Source organism: Spiroplasma endosymbiont of Tiphia femorata (genome assembly GCF_964020225.1).
GTDB lineage: Bacteria > Bacillota_I > Bacilli_A > Mycoplasmatales > VBWQ01 > Spiroplasma_E.
This window is the reverse complement of the sequence record NZ_OZ026544.1, coordinates 498,335-522,983: the sequence shown is the minus strand read 5'-3', so window position 1 is coordinate 522,983 and position 24,649 is coordinate 498,335. Positions and strand designations below refer to the sequence as shown.

At 27.0% G+C, this 24,649-nt stretch carries 19 protein-coding genes and 3 rRNA genes; 5 read left to right on the top strand and 17 right to left on the bottom strand.

Annotated elements, in window-relative coordinates:
• The first annotated feature begins 121 nt into the window (after positions 1-121).
• Positions 122-925, top strand: a complete 804-nt coding sequence (locus tag AACK83_RS03075) for a hypothetical protein (RefSeq protein ID WP_338959364.1) — start codon at positions 122-124, stop codon at positions 923-925.
• A gap of 429 nt (positions 926-1,354) precedes the next feature.
• Here AACK83_RS03075 and AACK83_RS03070 read toward each other — a convergent pair whose 3' ends face one another.
• Complete coding sequence (locus AACK83_RS03070) at positions 1,355-2,983, bottom strand: hypothetical protein (protein WP_338959363.1); 1,629 nt, start codon at positions 2,981-2,983, stop codon at positions 1,355-1,357.
• Between the two features lie 439 nt (positions 2,984-3,422).
• Here AACK83_RS03070 and AACK83_RS03065 point away from each other — a divergent pair, with 439 nt between their 5' ends.
• A complete protein-coding gene (locus tag AACK83_RS03065) occupies positions 3,423-4,226 on the top strand; it encodes a Pr6Pr family membrane protein (RefSeq protein WP_338959361.1) in 804 nt (267 codons plus the stop codon).
• Positions 4,227-4,276: 50 nt separating this feature from the next.
• Here the strand turns inward: AACK83_RS03065 and AACK83_RS03060 are convergent, their stop codons facing one another.
• From AACK83_RS03060 to AACK83_RS03005, 12 genes are all read right to left on the bottom strand, one after another.
• A complete protein-coding gene (locus tag AACK83_RS03060) occupies positions 4,277-4,513 on the bottom strand; it encodes a hypothetical protein (RefSeq protein ID WP_338959359.1) in 237 nt (78 codons plus the stop codon).
• 336 nt (positions 4,514-4,849) lie between these two features.
• Positions 4,850-4,956 (bottom strand): 5S ribosomal RNA (gene rrf, locus AACK83_RS03055).
• Between the two features lie 82 nt (positions 4,957-5,038).
• Positions 5,039-7,975, bottom strand: a 23S ribosomal RNA gene (locus tag AACK83_RS03050).
• Positions 7,976-8,167: 192 nt separating this feature from the next.
• A 16S ribosomal RNA gene (locus AACK83_RS03045) occupies positions 8,168-9,689 on the bottom strand.
• Together the 16S, 23S and 5S rRNA genes form the textbook arrangement of a ribosomal RNA operon.
• A 245-nt stretch (positions 9,690-9,934) precedes the next feature.
• Positions 9,935-10,843, bottom strand: coding sequence for a hypothetical protein (locus AACK83_RS03040; protein ID WP_338959358.1), 909 nt, complete (start codon positions 10,841-10,843; stop codon positions 9,935-9,937).
• A 113-nt stretch (positions 10,844-10,956) separates the two neighbouring features.
• A complete protein-coding gene (locus tag AACK83_RS03035) occupies positions 10,957-11,367 on the bottom strand; it encodes a DEAD/DEAH box helicase (RefSeq protein ID WP_338959794.1) in 411 nt (136 codons plus the stop codon).
• 303 nt (positions 11,368-11,670) lie between these two features.
• The gene (locus AACK83_RS03030; protein WP_338959357.1) at positions 11,671-13,209 is read right to left on the bottom strand and encodes a hypothetical protein; all 1,539 of its coding nucleotides are present in this window, start codon (positions 13,207-13,209) and stop codon (positions 11,671-11,673) included.
• 337 nt (positions 13,210-13,546) lie between these two features.
• On the bottom strand, positions 13,547-14,005 hold the full coding sequence (locus tag AACK83_RS03025; RefSeq protein ID WP_338959356.1) for a hypothetical protein: 459 nt from the start codon (positions 14,003-14,005) through the stop codon (positions 13,547-13,549).
• Between the two features lie 3 nt (positions 14,006-14,008).
• The gene (locus AACK83_RS03020; protein WP_338959355.1) at positions 14,009-15,730 is read right to left on the bottom strand and encodes a hypothetical protein; all 1,722 of its coding nucleotides are present in this window, start codon (positions 15,728-15,730) and stop codon (positions 14,009-14,011) included.
• A gap of 14 nt (positions 15,731-15,744) precedes the next feature.
• Positions 15,745-16,929, bottom strand: a complete 1,185-nt coding sequence (locus AACK83_RS03015) for a hypothetical protein (RefSeq protein ID WP_338959354.1) — start codon at positions 16,927-16,929, stop codon at positions 15,745-15,747.
• Positions 16,930-16,947: 18 nt separating this feature from the next.
• Positions 16,948-17,193, bottom strand: coding sequence for a hypothetical protein (locus AACK83_RS03010; RefSeq protein WP_338959353.1), 246 nt, complete (start codon positions 17,191-17,193; stop codon positions 16,948-16,950).
• A gap of 199 nt (positions 17,194-17,392) precedes the next feature.
• Positions 17,393-18,553 carry an Mbov_0401 family ICE element transposase-like protein gene (locus AACK83_RS03005; protein WP_338959351.1) on the bottom strand — a complete coding sequence of 387 codons (1,161 nt, stop codon included), beginning with the start codon at positions 18,551-18,553 and terminating at the stop codon, positions 17,393-17,395.
• Positions 18,554-18,626: 73 nt separating this feature from the next.
• Here AACK83_RS03005 and AACK83_RS03000 point away from each other — a divergent pair, with 73 nt between their 5' ends.
• The 3 genes from AACK83_RS03000 to AACK83_RS02990 all read left to right on the top strand — a co-directional run bounded on the left by AACK83_RS03000 (position 18,627) and on the right by AACK83_RS02990 (position 20,763).
• Positions 18,627-20,333, top strand: coding sequence for a hypothetical protein (locus tag AACK83_RS03000; RefSeq protein ID WP_338959349.1), 1,707 nt, complete (start codon positions 18,627-18,629; stop codon positions 20,331-20,333).
• A 150-nt stretch (positions 20,334-20,483) separates the two neighbouring features.
• The gene (locus AACK83_RS02995; protein WP_338957532.1) at positions 20,484-20,666 is read left to right on the top strand and encodes a hypothetical protein; all 183 of its coding nucleotides are present in this window, start codon (positions 20,484-20,486) and stop codon (positions 20,664-20,666) included.
• Positions 20,620-20,763: a hypothetical protein gene (locus AACK83_RS02990; protein WP_338957535.1), complete on the top strand. Its 144-nt coding sequence runs from the start codon at positions 20,620-20,622 to the stop codon at positions 20,761-20,763. Before AACK83_RS02995 ends, AACK83_RS02990 begins: the two co-directional genes overlap by 47 nt.
• A gap of 91 nt (positions 20,764-20,854) precedes the next feature.
• Here AACK83_RS02990 and AACK83_RS02985 read toward each other — a convergent pair whose 3' ends face one another.
• The 4 genes from AACK83_RS02985 to AACK83_RS02970 all read right to left on the bottom strand — a co-directional run bounded on the left by AACK83_RS02985 (position 20,855) and on the right by AACK83_RS02970 (position 24,563).
• Positions 20,855-22,783 (bottom strand): hypothetical protein, encoded by a 1,929-nt coding sequence (locus AACK83_RS02985; RefSeq protein WP_338959347.1) that lies wholly within the window; start codon positions 22,781-22,783, stop codon positions 20,855-20,857.
• Positions 22,784-23,070: 287 nt separating this feature from the next.
• Positions 23,071-23,970: a hypothetical protein gene (locus AACK83_RS02980; protein ID WP_338959346.1), complete on the bottom strand. Its 900-nt coding sequence runs from the start codon at positions 23,968-23,970 to the stop codon at positions 23,071-23,073.
• 13 nt (positions 23,971-23,983) lie between these two features.
• Positions 23,984-24,106 carry a hypothetical protein gene (locus AACK83_RS02975; protein ID WP_338957828.1) on the bottom strand — a complete coding sequence of 41 codons (123 nt, stop codon included), beginning with the start codon at positions 24,104-24,106 and terminating at the stop codon, positions 23,984-23,986.
• A 4-nt stretch (positions 24,107-24,110) separates the two neighbouring features.
• Positions 24,111-24,563, bottom strand: a complete 453-nt coding sequence (locus tag AACK83_RS02970; RefSeq protein ID WP_338959344.1) for a hypothetical protein — start codon at positions 24,561-24,563, stop codon at positions 24,111-24,113.
• Positions 24,564-24,649: the final 86 nt, after the last annotated feature.

Below are 24,649 nucleotides of genomic sequence, written 5' to 3'. Positions count from 1 at the left end.
ACATCACCTTATTATTTCATTTAGTTGCTATTAATAATTTTCTAATATCTTACATACTTATTATAATATCATGTATAATGTAATTAAAATAGAAAAAATATAGAATTGTGAGTTGATCCATATGGGAATAGGAAAAAATATAGGATTTAAAAGTAAATTTTCTGATTTTTTACTTTGATCTGGACTAATTATTGCTGTTATAGGTCTAATAATGCAATTTGCAATAGTTTTAATTGAGTATAAACCAATAACAGTTGGAACACCTAATCCTCATAATTTATGAACTCCAGATGGCCCATGAGTTGGTATTTGAACAATGATTTCTACCTTTACTATTCAGTCAAATTTTTTAGTTTTTCTTTTCTTTTGTTTTGTATTAACAAATCGTTTTCATGACAATCGCGCACAATTTGTTTTTGGGCGCTTTTCATTAGCAATTACTGTTTATATTACCGTAACTCTTATCGTATTTTTTGCTGTATTATTTAAACCAATGATAAATAATTTAGATAGTAGTAATAGTATTAGCATATTAAATTTTATAAATACATTTTTATTACATTTAATAGTACCAGTGATAGTGATTTTATATTTTATGTTTTCTGCTGGTAAATACTACTGAAAACTTGGAAAACAAACATATCTTTGAATACCAATTATTTCTATTTACATGTTTGTATATTTAGGTTATGCACTTGCTAAAGGAAATTTTGTTGGTTTTTTAAGAAAAGGAACAACAGAAATTGATTATTCATTTCCATATCCATTTTTAGATTTTCATAAAAGTTTAACTACTTTCTTTATTTATATCTTTGCAATTTTAATCTTATACATAATTTTGATGTTACTTTTTACTCTTTATAAGAATATCCTTTATAAAAAAAATAATAAACCAATAGCGGCTTTAAGAGATACAAATTTTTAATGTAAAATAATTTATAAATAAAGTGTACTAGTTTATAAACTAGTACACTTTATTACTATTATTTATTATTTAAAAAATATTGAAAAATAATTGTAGGGAGGAATATATATTTGTGAAAAGTAAAAATTTGAAATTGTATTATTTTTTTTAAATATTATTTTGTTATTTTTTGCCTCCTTTTTCTTAATATATTTTATTTTAAAATTATATAAAAACTCCTTGTATAGCATATATAGTATACAAGGACTTAAAGTCAAATATAAAATTAAAACCGGCATTACCTAAATATTTTCTAAACATTTATAACTGCCATTTTTATTGTAACTCACTAAAAAGAAAAAACAAGTAATAACATTTTTTACACTTATCATTTTATATTTTTATATAAAATATTGTTTTTTAACAAGTACTACTTAAAAATAATAAACTTTATTTTAAATATTTCTTTTTACGAATAATAACAACAACTATTGGAATTATAGTTAAAAAACTAATAATGAAGCCACAAATGATAATAATATTTCAATTATTAACTAACATCATCTTAGTTGTTAATGATATATTAACATCTCAGGGACGATCTGAATTATTACTTTGTAAATAATTAACATAATTTTGTTTAGTAATATCACCTTGATATTGAATAAATCATGATAAAAACTCACCAGCAGCATTATTTTTTAAATCTTCAATTTTAATACTATTATTAGTAGCACTAGTTAAATATTGTTGAAAACCCGCTAATAAATTATTAGTTTTTTCAAAAAAATCAGTACAATTTGGAAAATTAGGTATTTTTGTATTGCTTCTATAAACAGTAATATATTGTTCAGAAGCAGCTTGACGTTGTAAGTCAGATGTATCTAAACCTATACAATAAACTTGAAAATTACTTCCTTGATTAAGAGTTAAATTATCACCATCTTTAATAGGTGTTCCCAAATCATTTTTTGCTTTTTGTAAAGTTTGTGAATCAACTTTTCATTTTAGTCAATGTTGTTGTGAATCACTAATATTTACTTTAGCTTTCTCAATGGCTTTATTCATAACTATTAATGTATTTTTATTATCTTGTGAATTATTTTGAACTAAATATTGAGGTACAATTACAGGATTTTCTTTAACTTTTTCATCACTAATAGTACTAAATTGAATATTTGAACTATTATTTGTTAACTTAATAGTTTTACTATAACCACTATCTTTAACACTAACATTAAAACTAGTTGATTTTAAATGATCATCTGGTTTATGATTTAATATTGCATAACTAATTGAATCATTATCAACAACTTCATCCTTTTTATCATTTATTAATAATTGTTCATTCTTATCATTTTTATTTTTTGCTAAAATAGCTAACATTGGTTGATTAGTATCATTGGGATTACCATTATTAAGTGGTAAAATTGCTAACCGATCTTGAACACTTTTATGACTATTTAAAAAATCATCGCTCGGTTTAATCATATAAGGAATACTAAAATAATTATTAAAATCTGCCCTAGGATTTACCGTTGCAAAAATACCATTGTTAATCTGCGCTGGTAAACTATTATCATGGTAACCAACATAAACATAGCCAAAACTAACAATATCATTAAAACTTTGTTTAGCAACACTACGACCAATAACTTTATCAGTAAAATATTTAATACCATTATCTGGCAAGATATTATTAGCTTTGTTTTCAATTTGTTCCTTAAATTTCTTATTAACATCTTTACTAATATCATCATTTGGATTATTATTAACCTTATTAATAAGGTCTGATCAATCATTAAATTGTTCTGTTATTACTTCTTTATGCAATCTAATAAAATCTTCATAATTATTATTAATTGAATTTCAAGTATTAGCTTCACTAATTAAATTTTTATTATTTTCCTTAACAGTAATATGAAACCCAGAAAGTTTGTTACTCTCATTAACAGTACTAATATTAGATTGATGATTAGTAACTATCATTAAACTACTAGTAAGAGATAATGCCAAAGCCAAACTTATTGTTTTAAAACTTTTAGTTTTTTTAAAACTAAAAGATAAGAAATTTGTCATTATGATTACTCCTTTTTTACCTATTATTTGTGTTTATAATTATAATATTAAATTAAGCATATTTAATTAAATACTTAAAATCTTAGTTTTAATAAAATAAAACTAAGGATATATAATCAATTATTAAACTTTTTGTTAAATCAACATATATAATTTTAATACTTATATAATTACTTATATATTCATTAAAATTATAAGGATAAAAATTATATCCTTAACATTAATAATAAACTTTATTAGCAAAAAATCAAGATTAAATAATTAATAAGTTAATTTTTTTAACTTATTAGGTGTTTTAAATAATCAGTTAGTAAATATTAATAGTGATAAGGAAAAACTTGATATACTAAATAAGTAGCATATTCAATCATAATAAAAAATTAAATTTCCTATCAAAAATTTAATTAAATTTAATTCTAATATAAATAGGAGAAAAAATATGAATTGAAAAAATAGTAGTGAATACCGATTAAAAAAAAGAAATCTTATTAAATTTATTTGACGTTTATTTGGTCTACTTATTATTTCTTTATTCTTAATTTTTGATTTAATAATTACTATTAATTATCCCAATGCTTTCATTGTTCCTAATGTTGATAAACCAACTGAAAGATTAGCAATTTATTATTTTTATTTTACAACTCAAACTAATTATTTAGTACTCATTTATTTATTTGCTTTTTTATTTGAAAGTAAATTTAAAGAAAATTCAAAACCAAGTTTTTATATTTTATTAAGCATTACTATTTATATTACAATTACAATGTTAGTATTTTGAATAGGTATCATTAGTAATAGCCAAGAAAGAAGTAAATATGGAACTGATATTTATTTATGATTTAAAACAATAATTCTAAATCTAATTATGCCAATTGTTATGATTTTAAATTTTGCTTTATCATGTGGACGTGATTTTTATTCACTAAAAAATCATCATAAACTTTATATGTGATTTATCTTATTTTATCCTTGTTTTTATGTAGTAATGGTAATGGTTCGTGGTGTACTACGTGTTAAACAAGGAGAAAATATTAATACTTGTTATCCTTACTTTTTTTTCAACTACCAAAAATATGGTGTAGGAGTATTAGTTACTGCTATTATTTTTCTGTTAATTATTAGTATTGGTTTACAATACCTTTATTTATGAATTAATAATATACAATATAAAAAAAAGCATGATGATGATAAACCAAATTTTCCAATCATTACTTATCCTTATGGTTTTAAATTATATAAATAAGGCTTTAGAAATTAAAAGCCTTATTTATATAATTTATTAAATATTTTTAATTATTCATTTACCATAGAAACTACTTCTTCTGGTTTATTAGTAACTGGAAGATATTTACCAATAATTAATAATACACCTGAAGCAATATTAAGTCCTAAAAAAATAATATTAATACCACTAATAAAATTAAAATGTGATGAAAACATAGCTATTAAAGAAAAACCTGCTAAAACTAAAGTTACAATTCCAACAGCTAAACCACTATTAGCATTTCCTTTTAAAACATTATTGCACATGATAATTATTGCAATTAAAAGTCCAAAAATCAATCCAACAATAAATATTGTACTAACTCCTGATGTTAATGAAGTGTGATCATATTTTGTAAAACTGTTAAAAATGACACTACTTGCTGTAGCTAAAATAATTGTAATAATTACACTTTAAATAATACTTATAATATTTGTTATGAATCCAATTTTAGCTCCAATGTATAATTTTTTATCTAATTTCTTTTCAACCTTATCCATTTTTTCTCCTTTTTTCTTAAAATCTTTTTTACATTTTAATATTCTCAATCTTAACATAAAAAAAATTTAAATTTTAAATTAAATATTAACACAATAAAAAAAATTTGGCATCGTGCTATTTTCCCATTGCTGGTATTTTCGCCGCTGGAGTGCTTAACTGCTGTGTTCGAGATGGGAACAGGTGTGACCACTCCGCCATGGACACCAAATAGTTTAGCAATTGCTCCCTAAAAACTAGAAACAGACATCTTTAAATTTGATTACTTTTGATTTGCAATAGAGAATATATTCTTCAATAAATCCTCGATCTATTAGTATCAGTAAGCTGAACATATCACTATGCTTACACACCTGACCTATCAACCTTGTAGTATTCAAGGGATCTTACTTCTTTCGAATGAGAAATCTCATCTTGGAACTGACTTCGCGCTTAGATGCTTTCAGCGCTTATTCATGCCCTACATAGCTACCCAGCTGTGCCACTGGCGTGACAACTGGTGCACCAGAGGTAGGTCCATTCCGGTCCTCTCGTACTAGGAACAGCTTTCCTCAAATTTCTTGCGCCCACGACAGATAGGGACCAAACTGTCTCACGACGTTCTGAACCCAGCTCGCGTACCGCTTTAATGGGCGAACAGCCCAACCCTTGGAAGCGACTACACCTCCAGGATGCGATGAGCCGACATCGAGGTGCCAAACCTCCCCGTCTATATGAACTATTGGGAGAGATTAGCCTGTTATCCCCGGGGTAACTTTTATCCGTTGAGCGACGGCCTTTCCACACAGCACCGCCGGATCACTAAGCCCAACTTTCGTTCCTGCTCGACTTGTATGTCTCGCAGTCAAGCACCCTTTTACCTTTGCGCTCTACATATGATTTCCATTCATATTGAGGGTACCTTTGGGCGCCTCCGTTACTTTTTAGGAGGCGACCGCCCCAGTCAAACTACCCACCAGACACTGTCCTTAGACCAGATTATGGTCTCAAGTTAGAATTTCAATATAGCAAGGGTGGTATCCCAATGGTGACTCCATGCCTACTAGCGTCTGCATATCAACGTCTCCCACCTATGCTGTACAAACTACACCAAAATTCAATATCAAGTTGTAGTAAAGCTCCACGGGGTCTTTCCGTCTAATCGCGGGTAACCTGCATCTTCACAGGTACTAAGATTTCACCGAGTCTATAGCCGAGACAGCGTCCGGATCGTTACGCCTTTCGTGCGGGTCAGAACTTACCTGACAAGGAATTTCGCTACCTTAGGACCGTTATAGTTACGGCCGCCGTTCACTGGGGCTTCAATTCAAAGCTTCGCTTACGCTAACAAATCTCTTTAACCTTCCAGCACTGGGCAGGCGTCACCCCCTATACATCGTCTTACGACTTAGCAGAGAGCTGTGTTTTTGCTAAACAGTCGCCCGGACCTCTTCACTGCGACTCATATTGCTATGAGCTCCCCTTCTCGCTAACTTACGGGGTTATTTTGCAGAGTTCCTTAGCTATAGTTATCTCGCTTGCCTTAGGATATTCTCCTTGACCACGTGTGTCCGTTCTCGGTACAGGCACCATGGTGATGTCTTTAGAAACTTTTCTTGGAAGTATGGCATCAAATGCTTCGTTACTAAGCGAACCGTTCACTCCCCATCGTACTTCAAGGTTAACGCTGTGCGGATTTGCCTACACAACCCTCTTTGTACTTAGCCCAGCACTACCAATCACTGGGACATTTTAGCCTTCTCCGTCATTCCATCAGTCACCATGGTGGTACAGGAATATCAACCTGTTATCCATCGACTACGCCTTTCGGCCTCGCCTTAGGTCCTGACTAACCCTGGGTGGACGAACCTAGCCCAGGAAACCTTGGTCAATCGGCATGAAGGATTCTCACCTTCAATCGTTACTCACGCCGGCATTCTCACTTCTAAACACTCCACTAGTCCTTCCGGTCTAACTTCGTCGCAGATTAGAACGCTCCCCTACCGCCCACAATATATGTAAACATATATATAGACCCATAGCTTCGGTACAATGCTTAGCCCCGGTACATTTTCCGCGCAGAATCATTCGACTAGTGAGCTGTTACGCACTCTTTAAAGGATGGCTGCTTCTAAGCCAACCTCCTAGCTGTCTGAACAATTCCACATCGTTTTCACTTAGCATTGATTTGGGGACCTTAGCTGATGATCTGGGCTGTTTCCCTCACGTCCATGGACCTTATCACCCATAGACTGACTGCCAGATATGTAACAATGGCATTCGCAGTTTAATTGCATTCAGTACCCCGAGGTGGGGCCATCATACATTCAGAGCTTTACCTCCATTGCACTAATTCTGACGCTAGTCCTAAAACTATATCGGGGAGAACCAGCTATCTCCAGGTTCGATTGGAATTTCACCGCTAGCCACAAGTCATCCACGGTCTTTTCAACGAACGTTGGTTCGGTCCTCCATTAACTGTTACATTAACTTCAACCTGCTCATGGCTAGATCACCTGGTTTCGGGTCTACGACCACATACTAAACGCCCTATTCAGGCTCGCTTTCACTTCGGCTCCGTCTTTTCAACTTAACCTTGCATGTAATCGTAACTCGCCGGCTCATTCTACAAAAGGCACGCCGTCACCCATTAACGGGCTCCGACTTGTTGTAAGCATATGGTTTCAGAAACTATTTCACTCCCCTCTCGGGGTACTTTTCACCTTTCCCTCACGGTACTGGTTCACTATCGGTAATTGGTTAGTATTTAGCCTTACGCAGTGGTCTGCGCAAATTCCGACAAGGTTCCACGTGCCTCGCCGTACTCAGGATACTGTCAAGAGATTTATACATTTCGCATACTGGGCTTTCACCATCTATGGCGTTGCTTCCCAACAACTTCTGCTATATATAAATTTTGTAACTCTTCATAGGTCGAACCTAATAGACAGTCCTATAACCCCAGTCTGACGACTGGTTTAGGCTGCTCCCTTTTCGCTCGCCGCTACTAAGGGAATCGCATTCGCTTTCTTTTCCTCTAGGTACTAAGATGTTTCAATTCTCTAGGTATCACTCTGCACAACTATGAATTCATTGTACAGTACTATCTGATTAAAGATAGTGGGTTTCCCCATTCGGACATCTCCGGATCAAAGCATATTTCCAGCTCCCCGAAGCTTATCGCAGATAATCGCGTCCTTCATCGTCTTCCAATTCCAAGGCATCCACCATACGCTCTTAATAATTTATTTTTAGAATATCCTATTGCAAGATAAAAATTATCTTATTTTTTTTAAAAGATGTCTATTATCCAGTTTTTAAAGAACAATTGCTCAGAGAAAACAATCCCTGAAAACTAAACAGAACAAAAGAAGTAATCCAATAAATCATCCATCTATTTTTTCTTGTTGTCTTGGTTTCTTATTAGAAACTAAACTCCATAGAAAGGAGGTGATCCATCCCCACCTTCCGGTAGGGATACCTTGTTACGACTTAACCCCAATCATCAACCCTGCCTTTGGCAGCTCCCTCCTTACGGTTAGGACACCGACTTCTGGCATTGCCAACTCTCGTGGTTTGACGGGCGGTGTGTACAAGACCCGAGAACGTATTCACCGCGACATTGCTGATTCGCGATTACTAGCGATTCCGACTTCATGAAGTCGAGTTGCAGACTTCAATCCGGACTGAGACTGACTTTTTGAGATTTGCTTGACCTCGCGGTTTAGCGACTCTTTGTATCAGCCATTGTAGCACGTGTGTAGCCCAGGTCATAAGGGGCATGATGATTTGACGTCGTCCCCACCTTCCTCTAGCTTACACTAGCAGTCTCCTTAGAGTCCCCAACTTAATGCTGGCAACTAAGGACAAGGGTTGCGTTCGTTGCTGAACTTAACCAAACATCTCACGACACGAACTGACGACAACCATGCACCACCTGTATCCTTGTTAACCTCTACTATATCTCTATAGCTTCGCAAGGTATGTCAAGACCTGGTAAGGTTCTTCGCGTTGCTTCGAATTAAACCACATGCTCCACCGCTTGTGCGGGTCCCCGTCAATTCCTTTGAGTTTCACTCTTGCGAGCATACTACTCAGGCGGAGTACTTAATGCGTTAGCTACAGCACTGCCTCATGGCAACACTTAGTACTCATCGTTTACGGCGTGGACTACTAGGGTATCTAATCCTATTTGCTCCCCACGCTTTCGTGCCACAACGTCAGTAATAGGCCAGTTAGCCGCCTTCGCCACTGGTGTTCCTTCATATATCTACGCATTCCACCGCTACACATGAAATTCCACTAACCTCTCCTATACTCTAGTAATGTAGTTTCCAAGGCGGTTAGGGGTTGAGCCCCTAAATTTAACCTCAGACTTGCAAAACCGTCTACGCACGCTTTACGCCCAATAAATCCGGATAACGCTTGCCACCTATGTATTACCGCGGCTGCTGGCACATAGTTAGCCGTGGCTTTCTGGTAAGGTATGGTCGATACTAAAATCATTTCCTATTCTAGCACTTCTTCCCTTACAACAGACCTTTACAATCCGAAGACCTTCATCAGTCACGCGGCATTGCTCCATCAGGCTTTCGCCCATTGTGAAAAATTCCCTACTGCTGCCTTCCGTAGAAGTTTGGGCCGTGTCTCAGTCCCAATGTGGCCGTTCATCCTCTCAGATCGGCTACGCATCGTTACCTTGGTAAGCCATTACCTTACCAACTAGTTAATGCGCCGCATCCCCATCAATTAGCGAAGCAAATGCTCCTTTCATTATTTATCATTGCAAATAAATAACATATGCGGTATTAGCTGTCGTTTCCAACAGTTATTCCCCACTAAATGGTAGGTTAGATACGTGTTACTCACCCGTTCGCCACTAAAGTATTGCTACTTTCGTTCGACTTGCATGTATTAGGCATGCCGCCAGCGTTAATCCTGAGCCAGGATCAAACTCTCAATAAAATTGTTTTTGTTAAAAGATGATGTCTGACTTATTTAATTTTTAATAAAAAATTGACGAATTAATTCTTGTTCTATTTAGTTTTCAAAGATCGTTTTTTCTAGTTTGTAACCCATTTATTTTTGGGACAATAATAATAGTACAACATGCCATAATTATTGTCAACCTAATTATCATAAAAAAGCATTATTTTTTTAAAATTAAAATTATTAAAATTTTTTATAAAATTAAAAAAATAAAATATTATTTATTCTACTAAAAATTTAATAGTAATATAATCACTTTTAATTGTTAATTGATATTGACCAATACCAATAAAGTCATACAACTTTAAAGCAAGATTTTTAAATTTTTTATTACAATCATTATTTAAAAATAATATTTTTTCAATATTATTATTTTGTAAATCTTTCACTAATTTTGAATTAATCGTTTTATTTTCTGGTATTGATCAGTAATATTCTTTTGTTAATTTATTATAACTAGTTAATTTACCATAATTTGTTCCATCAATATCTGCAAAAATTACTGATTTATTTTCATTAAATGTCAAATGACCCGATTGAAAGGCAATAATTTTTAAAGGTCCAAGTTTTTTATTAAAATTAACACGATTAATTGCACATAGTGCCTGATGCACAGTAAATGTTGATTGATAAGATAATAAAGGGTAATCTTGATTAAAATGTTCATTAAGTAATAATGTTTCATAATCTAGTTTATATTTAAGAATAATTTTTAGTTCATTAACAACTAATTTGTTATTTTCAATGAAATTTGTAACTAAACATGGTATTTCATTAAAATTTGGAAAAATACGATTAAATACTTTATTACTTGTAACCTCATATAATAATGATGCTATTAATAAATTGTCATAATGATAATTAATTAATTTAGTATCTAATTCTTGACTTAATCTTAAATAAAAATAATTAACTATTTGATAATCATTTAAAAATAAGAATTGTTTTAAGATATTTTGATTACGATTAGTATCATTATCATGGGTTTGATAATTTTTTATTTTTTTTGCTATTCGTAAATAAAAATCATTTAAAAAATTATAAAATTCTTGAATTGTCAAATCATAATCAATTAATATTTTAAAAATAGCATTATCATTATAAAGTTGATAGTATGATTGAATTACCAAATAATTTTTTTTCGCGATTGATATCATTGCTTTAAATTAGTTAAAATGACGTTTTGACTTCTTTGTTCTAAAGTAATAGTACATCCATAAGGTAAATTAAAACTATTAGGTAATTATTTATTAACATTGATAATATGTGAATTTGAAAGATTTTTAATACCAATCGTTATGTCATATTTTTTATCAATATTAGCAATTAAATCATAAACCTCTAAACAATGTTTAGTTTCTGTTTTTCTCAATCCTCTTCCTAATTGTTGCAAATATACTGTTTTTGAATTAGTTGGTCGTAATAAAATAATAGTATCAATTTCAGGAATATCAATTCCTTCATTAAAAATATTTACTACACATAAATAATTAATAATTCTATTTTTAAAATCATTAATTATTTTACTACGATTAGTTTGATTTTTACTTGTTAAAAAGTCTGCTTTTAAGCCCTGATTTTGCAAAAATCTAGCAACAATTTGTGCATGAGTAATGTTAATACAAAAAATTAAACAAATCCGATTTTGTTCAATTAAACTTATCTCTACATTTAATATATTTATTTCTTACCCTCTATTCATCATTTTTTTCCTTTCAATCTAAACTCATTTATTTTAAAATAAAAACTATATTAAGTTTATAATAATTATAAATTAATAATTTTTAATTTTAATTTTTAAACTTACTTTGTATATCCTTTTTTAGTTATTTACTTAATTTATATAAAAAGATATTAAAAATGAGAGTATTATCTCTCATTTATCTTTTTAATAAAAATTAATATTTCAAAATTATATGATTAACAGTAAAACTATATAAATATAATCTGTTAAATTCTAACTAAAGGTTACACCTTGCAAGTTAATATTCCATACTCGATCACGGAAACATTTAACTGTATCAATGCTTCAATTAATGCTTACATAAACATTTTCTTCATCATGTCAAATATGAATATAACCATGTAATTCAAGAAAGGCTCCTCAAAATCCACCATCATAATAATAACTAAGCTCAAATATATTTTTGTTTCTATCATTATTAATATCATTAGTATTAATACTTAATTGCGAACCTTTTAATTTTTGATCAGTATAAGTATTACAATAAAGACTAAAATACGAATTATCACCAAAACTTAATTTACTAAACTTATTAGAAAAACTATCTCAATCTGGTGCATAATTTGTTCAATTAGATAATAGAGTAATATTGGGGCTGGTTCAAGTACTTTTTAATGAACCAACACTATTAGTTTCACTATAATTATAATTTAGTTGATCATTATTAATAATACTACTATCAATAGTAAAATCAGCAACTATCTTCCCTTTATAAATAGTTTCATCACCACTAATAGTTACTTGTTGATTAGTAATATCATCTTCACTAAATTTAATTGCATCTAACTTTACATTTGGATTACTTTTACTAATCGCAGTTTTAATTTCTTCAATATTTGGTTTTGATAATCCATTAGTTTTAATTGTTCCTAAATTTAAATTTTTAAAAACATCACTTAAAAGTTCTGTTTTATCACAATCATAAGTAACAACAATACTATCATTGCTATAAAATTTACCATCACCATTAATAACTGCACTATTATCAGTAATTTTATCAACTATAATTTTGCTTACATCAAGATTATAGTTAGCGGTTTTAAGTGCTGAAATTAATTGTCCTTTACTTGGTTTGTTTTGTCCAGGAATATTAAAAGTTGGTAATTTATTATTTAAAACACTATTGAAATCAATAAGTAAATTATCAATTACTACATTAGGACCAGTGTATACATATTGATTAATAGATTTAATAGTAACACTATTATTTTGCAACGTTACTTGAATAGCATTCATATTTAAGCTTGAATATTGTTTTTTCAATGCACTATTAACATCTTCTAAAGTTATTACTTTTCCTATAATAGCAATTTTATCTAATCCCTTATTAATAACGTCTTTAAGAGCAATTCTAATATCAAGATTTAAACTTAGTATTACTTTACCAGTATATTTTTTTTGATTTGTACTAGTAATAGTGGCACTATTAGTAGAAGTAATTTCTATTGCAATAAAAGAAGTATCTAACTTTTCTTGGTAAGTATCACGTAATGCTCTCATTACATCATTATTTGATGGTATATCATGACCACTAGTCTTAACCATTAAATCTTTTTTATTAATAATAGTACTTAAATCAACACTATCATTAGTACTAAATGTAACTGTTACCTTACCAGTATAAAGAGGAATAATATCATCACCCGTAATACCTGTAATAGTTGCTTCTTTATTAGAAATAACGTCAATTTTAAGGCGATCCATTTCTAAATTAGAATATTTTTCTTTAATACGACTGTAAACAGCTTCCACAGTAGGTTTTTGACCACTAGTACTAAAATTACCAATGGATGCTCCATCAACAATTATTGTTCTAATATCAATAGTTTGGATTTGATAAGTAATTTTAATTTTATCTTGATTATAAAAAATACCATCACCAACAACAAAAGCATAATTAGTGGTTTTATTAATAATTTTAATATTATCAGTATGAAGTTCATGATTTAAAATAAATAGTTGTGATTTTAATTCATAATCTGTAGGTATTGTTCCTCGATGTTCCTCTGGTACAATTTTTAAATCTGTTTGTGTTAAATCTTTTTTTAAATCTTTTTTGAATATAGTTAGATTATTACATGCCGTTGTACTAGTCTATTTCATCATCATTATAACTTGATAATATTTGTTTTAATTCTGTTAGTCTTGCTAATATTTTCATTCTACTAGGTGCTAAATCTCATACATTAATTGTTGGAAGACTACTTGCACTAAATTGACTACCATTATTAAACTGAATAGTAGCATCAACATTAAATTCAATTGGTGTACGATTAAATACTCAATGTTCAGCAGTTACAAATACCATATCTCTTAATGTTTCTTTAATTAATTCATCTTTAAAACTATCAAAAGGAAATTTAGATAAAATAAAACCAAGATAAGCATTAATATCATTTTGAGCACGAATAGCAAAAGTTGTAAATCAATCATTAACATTTGGTCATGTTTTTATATATTGCTGTGGTGTTTCTGTAATTTTTCCAGTTAATGGATATCAGTTATTATAATTTTCTAAACTGACACCAGTTCAAAGTTTATTAATCATATTTTATCATTCCTTAAAAAATGCTTGTTTATAATGATGAGTATGTTTTTTTGTTTTTCTATGTGTTATATGTTCAATTTCTTTTTGTATTTTATTTTTGCTTTTTCTTAATTTTTTCTTACTTTTTGCTATAACTTGACTATATGCAAATTTTTCTAAATGATGTAATAATCCCGTACCAAATAAAGTATTAACTGAAAATTTTAAACCAACATTTTTAAATGATTTATTAATATTTTTCATAGGATTATCGATAATATTAACAACTTTATAATAAGTTCTCGTAGTTCTTAATATTATTCTATATGTCTTAAAACTATCTCTAATTATTTGTTGAATAATTGGTGGAGCAAATGCTATTGATTTTAATCATTTATTTTGATTAACTCCATAACCAATGTATCAACCACTATATCAACGATATCAATGAAATGGATGTATTTGTGTAACAAAAGTTTCTGCTTTAATAATACTATCGACAACTACAATAGGCTTATATTTAGAATTACGATGATAAATAGTAATTGCACATTTATTTAATGACAAAGGTTGAATTTTACAACCCATAAATACTGGTGAATTTAATGGAATTAATTGCGCATGCTGAATTGCTCTTTTTTCTGCACTAGTAAATAAATCAGTTGCTTTTTGTTTTAATTTATTAATCTTTTCAAATGCTTTTTTTTCTAACTTTTCAAATTTTTCTTGTAATTTATATATACTTTCTCGTATTTTTTCAAAATATGTTGTATCTTTTCAAAACTTTTTTAAACCTTTTTTAAAATAAAATCTAATATCAAAATATTTAAAAATTTTATTCAGTCTTATAATATTTTTATTAATTAAGTCATTTTGAATTCAATAAAATTTATGAGCATTAGCACGAATTTTTTGTAAATCTAAAATTAAAGTTTTTCCATATCTATTTTCTGTTTGTATTGTATGAACTAAATTTAATCAATCATGTTGATTCATTTCTAATGCTTTTTTTAAATCAGTATTATATTTTTTTAAAAAGTTATTTGTTTTTTCGATATCTTTAATTTTAAATTTTGGAGTTAAATGGGGACTTAATTTTATTAATGTATTTTGTAATAATAAGTGTTCTTTTAACTTTTGTGTTTCTAATTTTTGAAAATTATTCTTATATTGTCTTTCAGCAACATAACCTAAATCTCGTAATATTGTTTCACGATTAGGACTAAAACTATAATTCATTAAATAACGTTTATTACCAATAATTTTATCTGTTAAAATTTCTTTTCCACTTACTTGACTAATAATTTCTTGTAAGTTTTTTACTTCTTTAATTCCAACTTGTTCTAATGTTTTAGTTTTTTGTGCTAATTTAATAAATTTAGTTGTACGATAACCACGACTAATTTTATTAAGTCCAGCAAATGCAGGAAGTATATTAAAGAAAGTATTTAATTTTGTTACATTTCCTTTTAAATAATCATAAACTTGATTAATAGTAAAATCAGTTAAAAACTCTACACCAACAGCACTAATACTAGCAACTAAATCACTTGCACCTAATCCAAGTGCAAAACTTTCACTTAATCCACCAGTAAAAGGAGCAAGTGCTACTGCTATTACTTGTACACCAATCATTTCTAAAATTTCTCATCAAAAACTTTTATTTTCTTGTTGTTTACTTATTCTAGTATGTTTGGGTTTATTTATGTTTAAAAGTATTGCTGTATTAGTTGTACCGATTGGCATGGTATTAATTTCCTTTATTTAAGAGTTATTTTAATTTGATTTGTTGTTCCTTTATAATTTAAGTCATTAACATTTGCAGTAATAGTTATATATAAGTCACCGGCTTTTTGTTTTTGATTACTTACATTAGTTTTTCCTTGTGCATCACTAAAATATTTAATAGTTGGATTTGTTAAATTTGGATTTAATGATTTAAGTTCATTAGTACTTTTTATTTGTGTATTTAATTCACTATTATTGTTATTAACATTTGCAGTAATATCAATTGTTAAACTTGTAATTTTAGTTTTTAAATCAGTTTTTTCTGTTTTAATAACTCCACATAACATTCATCTTGATGTTGTTTCATTATTAGAAATATATGGTATTGCTTCTCCAACAACTTCACCAGCAACTTTATATGCTCTTCCTGCTTTATCATCTTTAATAAAATCTACATAAATAACTGTATTTTCTATCATGTATCTTTTCATTGCTCTTGGTGTTGCTAAAATAAAGGTCATTAATTGTTGTTCATTTTTATCATTAGTAAAAACCATATAGTCATCAAGAACGATTTCACATAATACACCTTTTACATATAAATTATTTCCATTTAAACGTAATTGTTGTGCCAACTGATTATCAGTAATTAAACCTTTATTATCTGCTAAATAAACTAAACTATCATAAAGACCATTAGTAATAAAAAATTTACTATTTGCAATATTTCTAAATTGAAACAAAGTATTTCAAGCAGATAACATTGATTTTAAATAGCCTACTGGTGTTGTATCTTCAATATCGATTTTAGTAGCAAATTTTGCAATTGCTTGTGTATCATTAATTGCCAATTTATCTGCTAAATCATTTGCAACTTCATATTGCATACTATCTAATAAATTTTGTCCATTATTTGCTTTTAAATCTACATCTGCAATAATTTCTCCTGCAAGATATTTTTTAGTTATTTTTTTACTAATTTTATCTGTATCAACATATGGTAATTCATATCTTTTACTTTTATCATCTCAAGCAATAATTTTAACTTCTGGTTTTTTTGGTTTTTTAACAATAAACTCAATATTTACTGAGTCAACAATTTCAGTAGGGAAAAAGTTTGCCCATGGACTATTTGAAATTTTAAAAAACTCTATAAATTCTTGTGCTTCTACTAATCTCTCTGTATTGTCTAAATTTTGATTAAATGGTACTGACATTTTATTTCTTCCTTTCGTTTATAAATAATTTTTCTTTTTATAATTAATTAAAAAATTTTCTTTATCATTTGGTTTATTATTAATAATTATTTGTTTATTGCCACCTGTATTAATTGTTTCTTTAAATACTGGTTGTTCTTTAATCATTTTTTTAATAGTTTCTTCAATTTTTGAATTTTCTAAATTATTAGTTTTAAATTTTAAATAATCATAAAATTCAGTTTTAACTTGATATTTTTTAAGGGAGCATACCGATGTTGTCAATAATATTCAAATTTGTCTTTAAATTATAAGTTTAGACGAGAATAATTTAGACTTCAATATGCAATTATAAGTTAATCTTAACACTTCAAAAATATTAGTCAACAATAATACTTACTTTTATAACTCAAAAATTCTTATTAAAGTTTTCTTTAATAAGTTTTATTTTATTTTTATTTATTTTTTAAATTTAAGTTTTAATTTATAATAACTGGATAATTGTATTTATTTGATAACATTTAAAATTAACCATTTTTGTATACATATCAATGTTATAAGTTCTATCACCAATCATATGCTTTAAAATTTGTTTAATATTAGTTTCAGTAAAGCAACCAATATTTTCAACTAATGCTTGGTTTAATACACCATCTTTTGCATTAATAAAATAATCAACTTTTAATTTTTTATATTGTAAAGTTAATGATTGTAAAAAATCAATTAATTCATAATATTGACCTTTGTCAAATAAATTTATTGCATTTTGATAGTGTAATTTAGCAATTTGATTTTTTCTTCTTCCTGCCATTATACCAAGAAATAAAACATGAAAAGCATGAAATTTATCTAAAATAAATTTAGCATTTAAAATTGTAGCAGTTTTTCTAATTCATTTTGCACTATCTCCACAAACTATTAAATTTGCTTGGTCAAAGTTTTCAAAAAATAAATTACCATATTTTTCTATTAATTTTGCGGTTTTTTCAGCACCAATTTCTGTTTTTGAAACTCTTATTTTACATACAGCTCTTTTATTAATTAATTTTCCATTTTTCTTTTTACCAGTACACATTACTATTAATCTCATCGAACATTTTTTACAATTTTTAGTATTGTGTTTTTCATTAAACTTAAATTTTCGATGACCATCATCAATATTTACATATAAATTTTGATTTGGTTGTAATGGTATTTTGGGAATATTTGCTTTTGGTAATTCAAATTTTTGATATGTTCTACAAACTGTACTATTACTTATTAAATCTTCAATAAAAGTATCACAAACATCACGATACTTTTTACCATCAGCAAAATATTTTAAAATTTGTTTAATAACGTTAGGTGCAAGTTTACTATATTTTTTAACACCAAGATAATTATCTAATAATGATACGTACTCCATTTTTTGTGTTTTTGTGTTATAATGTGTACAAATACGTCGTTTATAAGTTAATAAACCTTTTTTTGCTTTTAATTTTCGTTGTCTAAATCTATATGATTTATATTCAGATTTATCACATATACTTCATAAATAATCATCTATTTTTGCAAATAATTCTTCTGTTTGTTTTAAACTTAATTCATCTTGATTAAAATCATGTTTGTCTCAATCAAAATGATTTGCGAATGGTAATATAAACATTTTTAATGTTCCTTTCTAATTTTTGTTTGTTAATAATTTAAGTTTAATTTTTTTTAAAAAATAAGGAGTAAATATGGCTTTTATTAGTAGTTATGGACAATTAAATAAAAAATATAATCTTAATTTTAGTGATAATAATTATGGTTTTAGTTGAGATATTTTTAAAGAATTTGTTGGTGATGAATGAGCAGAATATTTTACTACTAATTGTTTTTATCGTTTTGTTCCAACAGCACGTGGAACAAGAAAAACTTGAAACTGTTTAGCATTTGATTTATTTATATGTTGTAATTTTAGAGATAGTAGTGTTCAAGAAGTAAGAAGATATGAAAATACTCATAGTGAAACTACAATTGGTGCTTTAATGAATGTTTGTCAAGTTTTATTAGATACATATAATATTAATTTATTACCTAATAATCCACATGGCATTAAATGAAAAATTACTAAGGATGGGGGATGTATTATCTTTCCAAGTAATCAACAAATTGACTTTATTGGTTATGCTAATGGTAATAAGATTTTTGGAAAAGAAGCAGGTGGGTCAAGTTTTTTAGGTTCAAGAACAGATGAAATTATTATGGCAGAAGAAAAAGAAACATTAACTGAAAAACAATTAACATATCGATATGAACGTTTACAAAACTCTATGTTTAGAAGTAATCGTATTAAAGTATCAAATAAACCTATTAAAGAGTGAAGTTGAACATTTATTGATAAAAATATATATAGTTCTACCTTTGGACAAAAGATTACTCGTTATTTTTATAAAAGTTTTTTCATTACTTTTACATGTAATCCTTATGATAAATATCATCCATTTTATTTAAAATACTGTACACCATTTTTACCATTAAATGATGAAGTCATGAAAAATCTTAAAAAAGTTGGTAAAGTTTATTATGAAAATAAAGATATGTTTAGTGGTTTAGGTTTATTTGTTTTAAGATTTACTATTCAACCATTTTGAAATAAATTACCTGACATTCAACAAAGAACATTATTAGAAATGGAAAAAAGTAATCCAGATGAATATAATACTGTTTATTATGGTTTTGAATTTTTAGATAGCGATGCAACAATTTTCCCATTTCAAAAAACAGTAAAATATTGACAATCATATGATTTAAAACAATTTTATAATCAAGAAAAAGAAATGTATAAATTTGATTTTTATAGTGTTGGTATTGATTGAGCTACGGGATCAAAAGACCATACTGTATTTATGGTAGTTGGTTTTAAAAAATATAATAATACTGGTTATTATGATGCTTATATTATTTGTGAATTAGTAGTTACTCCAAATGATTTTATAAATGAAAATGAAAAAATTAATGCTTATGTTAATGAAATTTTAGGATTAATGGATAATTTTGAAAATTTTGAACAAGCAATTTATTTTTATGATGATAAAGCAAGAACAGCAATGGATTGATTAAATCAAAAATTAATTGATGAACACAATACTATTTTAATAACACAAACCGCTATTAAACATGCTTCAAATTTAAATCAAGAAGCCGGATTAACTAATAGAGTAGTTTGAATGAGAAATATTATGAGTTATGGAAACTTTTATGCAAATAAAGATGATTTACCAAAAACAACTCAATGTTTAGAAGAATTACGTTATGACCAAACCAAAACTAACATTCCTGACAAAAATATGTATCAAGACCCTTATGATGCATTATTTTATGCATTATATCCATATAAAAATGTAATTAGGGGTAAAAATAATGCTACTGTAAAAAAAAGTATCTTCACATTTGCAATATAATAAATAAGCGCAATACAATTAATAGTATAGGTATCAAAAAATAAACACCTTTAATTTAGGCGTTATTTTGCTTTTAAAAGCATACTTGTAAAAATAATCAAAAATAGTACAATTTAAAAGTAAAATCAAGGAAAAAAGGAGATATTTATTATGAAAACATGAATAAAAACAAATTTTCAAAAAATATCATTATCATTTGCTGTAATAACTGGTGTTACCGGTTTAATCTTAGGAATAGTTTCATATAATAAAAATAATCAATTAACATATTTTTATGATTACGACCATGAAGCACACTGGGGGGGCAACTATTTGAGCAAGACCAGTAAGTAATAAACATAAAATTACTCTTTACTGAGCATCAAATAAATTAACTGATGATGCAGTAAAATGAGATGGTATTTATCCAGATGGATATTTTGATAATTAAATTTCTAAATTTATATAAGAAATATTTTCATTATATTTATCAAATAAATTAATATTATTTAAATTTATTTCTTGTTTATTTGTTACTAAAATTAAATCATAATTACCAGCACCAAATAGTCCGCTAACTTCAATTGATTTAAGTTATTAATTGGATTTTCAATTTGTAATTCAAATTCACTATTATTGTCAATTTGTAAAACTTCTTTATAAAATTCTAATTTAGAAAATAATTGTGATTTATTTGAACCATATAAATTTAAAGCATTTTCGGTTTTATTTTTATTAATAATTAATCTTGTAAAATATTTTCCATATTCACCATTACCTAATGTTCAATCTGCCGGAATTAATGATGGTATATTATTGCTTTCTAATTCATTAGTTATGGATAGTCAGTTAAATTGATTATCATCTAATTTCAATAATTCATTTTGACTAATGTCATTGTTTTTTAGTTTAATGTTATTGATATCTGTAAAATCAAAATATACAGATTTTAATACTACTTTTATATCTTTAAATTCTCAAATCTTATCAGGTGTAGAATGTATAGGATTTGATTTTAATTCAAAATAATAAGGTAATAATAATTTATAGTCATCATTTAAACCGTTATTAATAGACATGGTTGAATAAATATTTTTTGATAGCATTATAACTATTTGTTTTAATATTTTAACTTGTGGTAAATTTGTATAGTTAGGATAATCTAATTCTCATTGTTTAAATAAATTAGTAATAACTTCATTTGGTTTTTGTCCTTCAAACTTAGCACGAATTTTATCTAAATCATTCATTTCTTTTAAAACATTACTTAATGATGCACCATCAAAGTTTCTATTATAAGTATATGTATAAGTTAACATATCTAATAATACTTTTTGTAAACTATCAATTGGTGGTCTATCTTTTATTTCTAGTTCAACATCATGAAATTTATTTGTTGTAGAAATAAATAAATTATAGTCACTTACTAAAAATCATGACTCTAATTTTTTATCTTTTAATTCTAGTTCATCAGATAATGGTCATACTTTTGAATTTTTAGAAACATCATAACCAATTTTAGCATTAGTTACTCTTGCATTATTAATAATTTCTTTTCTTGTTTCTCTACCACCACCAATAGCAATTAAATCTAAAACTGATTTTTCTTGTCCTATAAATTGTTTTGCTAAATTTCAAGGTAATATTTGTTCACTAAATCATTGTTGTAATATTCTAACTTTTGGTTGAGTTTCAATAGGCATTGATAATAGCGGAAATGCTATCTTATCTTTGACAAATAACTTTGGGTATACCTCCATATTGTCGACTTCACCAAGTACCTTTATATTGCCAAAAATCATGCTTCTAGGTGCTTTAATTTTTAAACCAATAACTTTGGTGTCTTTATCTAGTGGTTTTTGTAATTTAATAATAATTGGATAACCATCTCTTGTTTTAAAGTCTTTAATTTTAATAATAGTAATACTTTTAGTACTTCTAGTTTTTGGATTTTGATAAGGTTCTGAATAATTATTAATAATATATAAATTATCAATATTATTTTCAGTTAATGGTTCATTTATACTAACTGCATATAACTTAAATTGATTTAATAAATTTATTTCTTGAAATATTACATTTTTAATATCAGTCATACTATATTCAATTGTATTGTCATTAATATTAGTACTTGCTCTTTGATTTAATTGCATAGTAAAATCAGATGTTTCAACAGCAGTAGTTTTTAATACTTTATCAATATCAATAAAACCTATTTTAATAGTATTTGCTGAAAATCTTAAACTATTATTTTCATTATTTTTAAATAAACGTTCAATTTCATAAATATAAATTTTTCTTTTTTTAAATTCATCGTATGCTCTATTAATATCAGGGTCACTAGTAGCACTCATCATATTAGTAAAATCATAAGGAATATTATCAATTAAATAATCATTTTCTATTTCTGCTTGATTAAGTTTAGTTTGTTTCTGTGGAAACTTCGTTTGTGGTTTGTTGTTGTTTTCCATTGTTTTCTCCTATTAATTGGTTATTTTCTGGATTAAATAATTTTAATTTAACTGTTAAGTTATTAATTTCTTGTTCATCATTAATATTAAATGTTTTACTATTTAATAAATCTTTATCTAAACGTACTAATATTTGAATAAATTTAAGAATATCAATATTAAATTGTCATAATTTTTGTTCAATATAATTAATAGTTGAAATATTTACCGCTGTACTTTCGGGAACCGATTGTTGTGCTGATTTCTTTTGACTTGGTATATGAATACCACAACGTTTAAATATTTCATTAATATTTCAATCATATATCAGTTAAATTTTTACCTTTAAAATTACTACTTGTCATATTAATATTTTCACTTTTTTCATTATTATCACCAGTAGTTTTTCAAATATAGTTGTTAGTAACTAATGTTCTTACGGCTTCATCCATTGTAGATTTAGCATTACCATAAGTTTGGTCAAAAATAAACTTTGGTGAATTTAAAATAGTATCTAAAACAATTTGTTCATAAATAACATCTAATGCTTTAATTTTATCCATTACTTTATTACAATCTGCTAACTCATTTGCTTTATTTCTCATAATTGCTATTGGAATATAATTAATATTTAATGTTTGTTCTTGTTCTAAATTAGGATTATTACTATATTCTTTAAAAGGTAAAGGAAATTGTTTTTTATTATCACTAATACTATAAATTGCACGATTAATAGTTACTTGTTCATTATTTAATTTATAAACTTCAAATAATCTTACTGTTTGTGCATTTTGTTGATAACTATCATAAAAAATAGTACATTGAATTAATTTACCAGTAATATCATAAATTCTTTGCTGTATATCTACTACTTGAAAATATAAATCATCATTAGCAATATAAATTAAATAACCACTAATTCCTAATTTGCTTAATTTAAAAATAGAATTTCAATTCTTTCTATAAAATTCTTGTTTAATTAAATATTGTTTAATAGTTTCATTATTAATATCCAATGGAGCATTATATAAATTAGCATTATTTTCAGCAACAAAATCAGTAAAATAAGTCTCATGATTAAAATCATTAAAACCAAAATAACTTAAAATAGAAGTGTGTGTACTTTTATTTTCTAAAAAAATTAATTTAGATTTTTCTTCATTATTATTAATATTTGTTTTATCTTTTCTTGGTCAAAAAGGTTTCATTTTTTTCTCCTTTCTAAAATATTTGATTAATTTTTAAGACAATTTTTACTATAATAAATATAATTAAACCAGCAACAGCAGAAGATAATAAAACTCCAATTAAACTTAAAATAATTTTTATAATTTTTCAAATCATAATTTTATTCCTGTAATTCTTCTAATTTTCATGTATTACCTTTATCGCTACCTTTTAAAGAATAAATAGTAATAAATTTTGAGTGTTGTACTGATAAAACTAAGACATTAGTATTATTGTTAAAAACTTCTATTGGTACACCTGCTATTTTTGTATTAGTTATAATAAATTCTTTAATTGCAAAAACATTATTATATATATTTCAAGAATAATAAACTTTATATCTTTTATTAACTATAAAATCATAAGTAATTTGTCAATTATCTCATTTATTTTTTTCTCTTATTCCTACTTCTTTTCAAATTGAACTACTTGGAGGAATTGGAATTGGTTGTGGTTGTTTTTTGATAATTTCATTAATAGCACCAGCAACAGTTTTATCAGTAGTTTCTAAATTAGGAATTTCAGTACCAATAGTATTTATAGAAAAAGCATATTTGAATTGGTCTTTATCCATTTTATTGTCTAATTTTTTATCTACTTCTTCTTTTTTATAATAATCAGTTAAATCAGTTTTCCCGCAAGTAGCACTAATTTTATTAT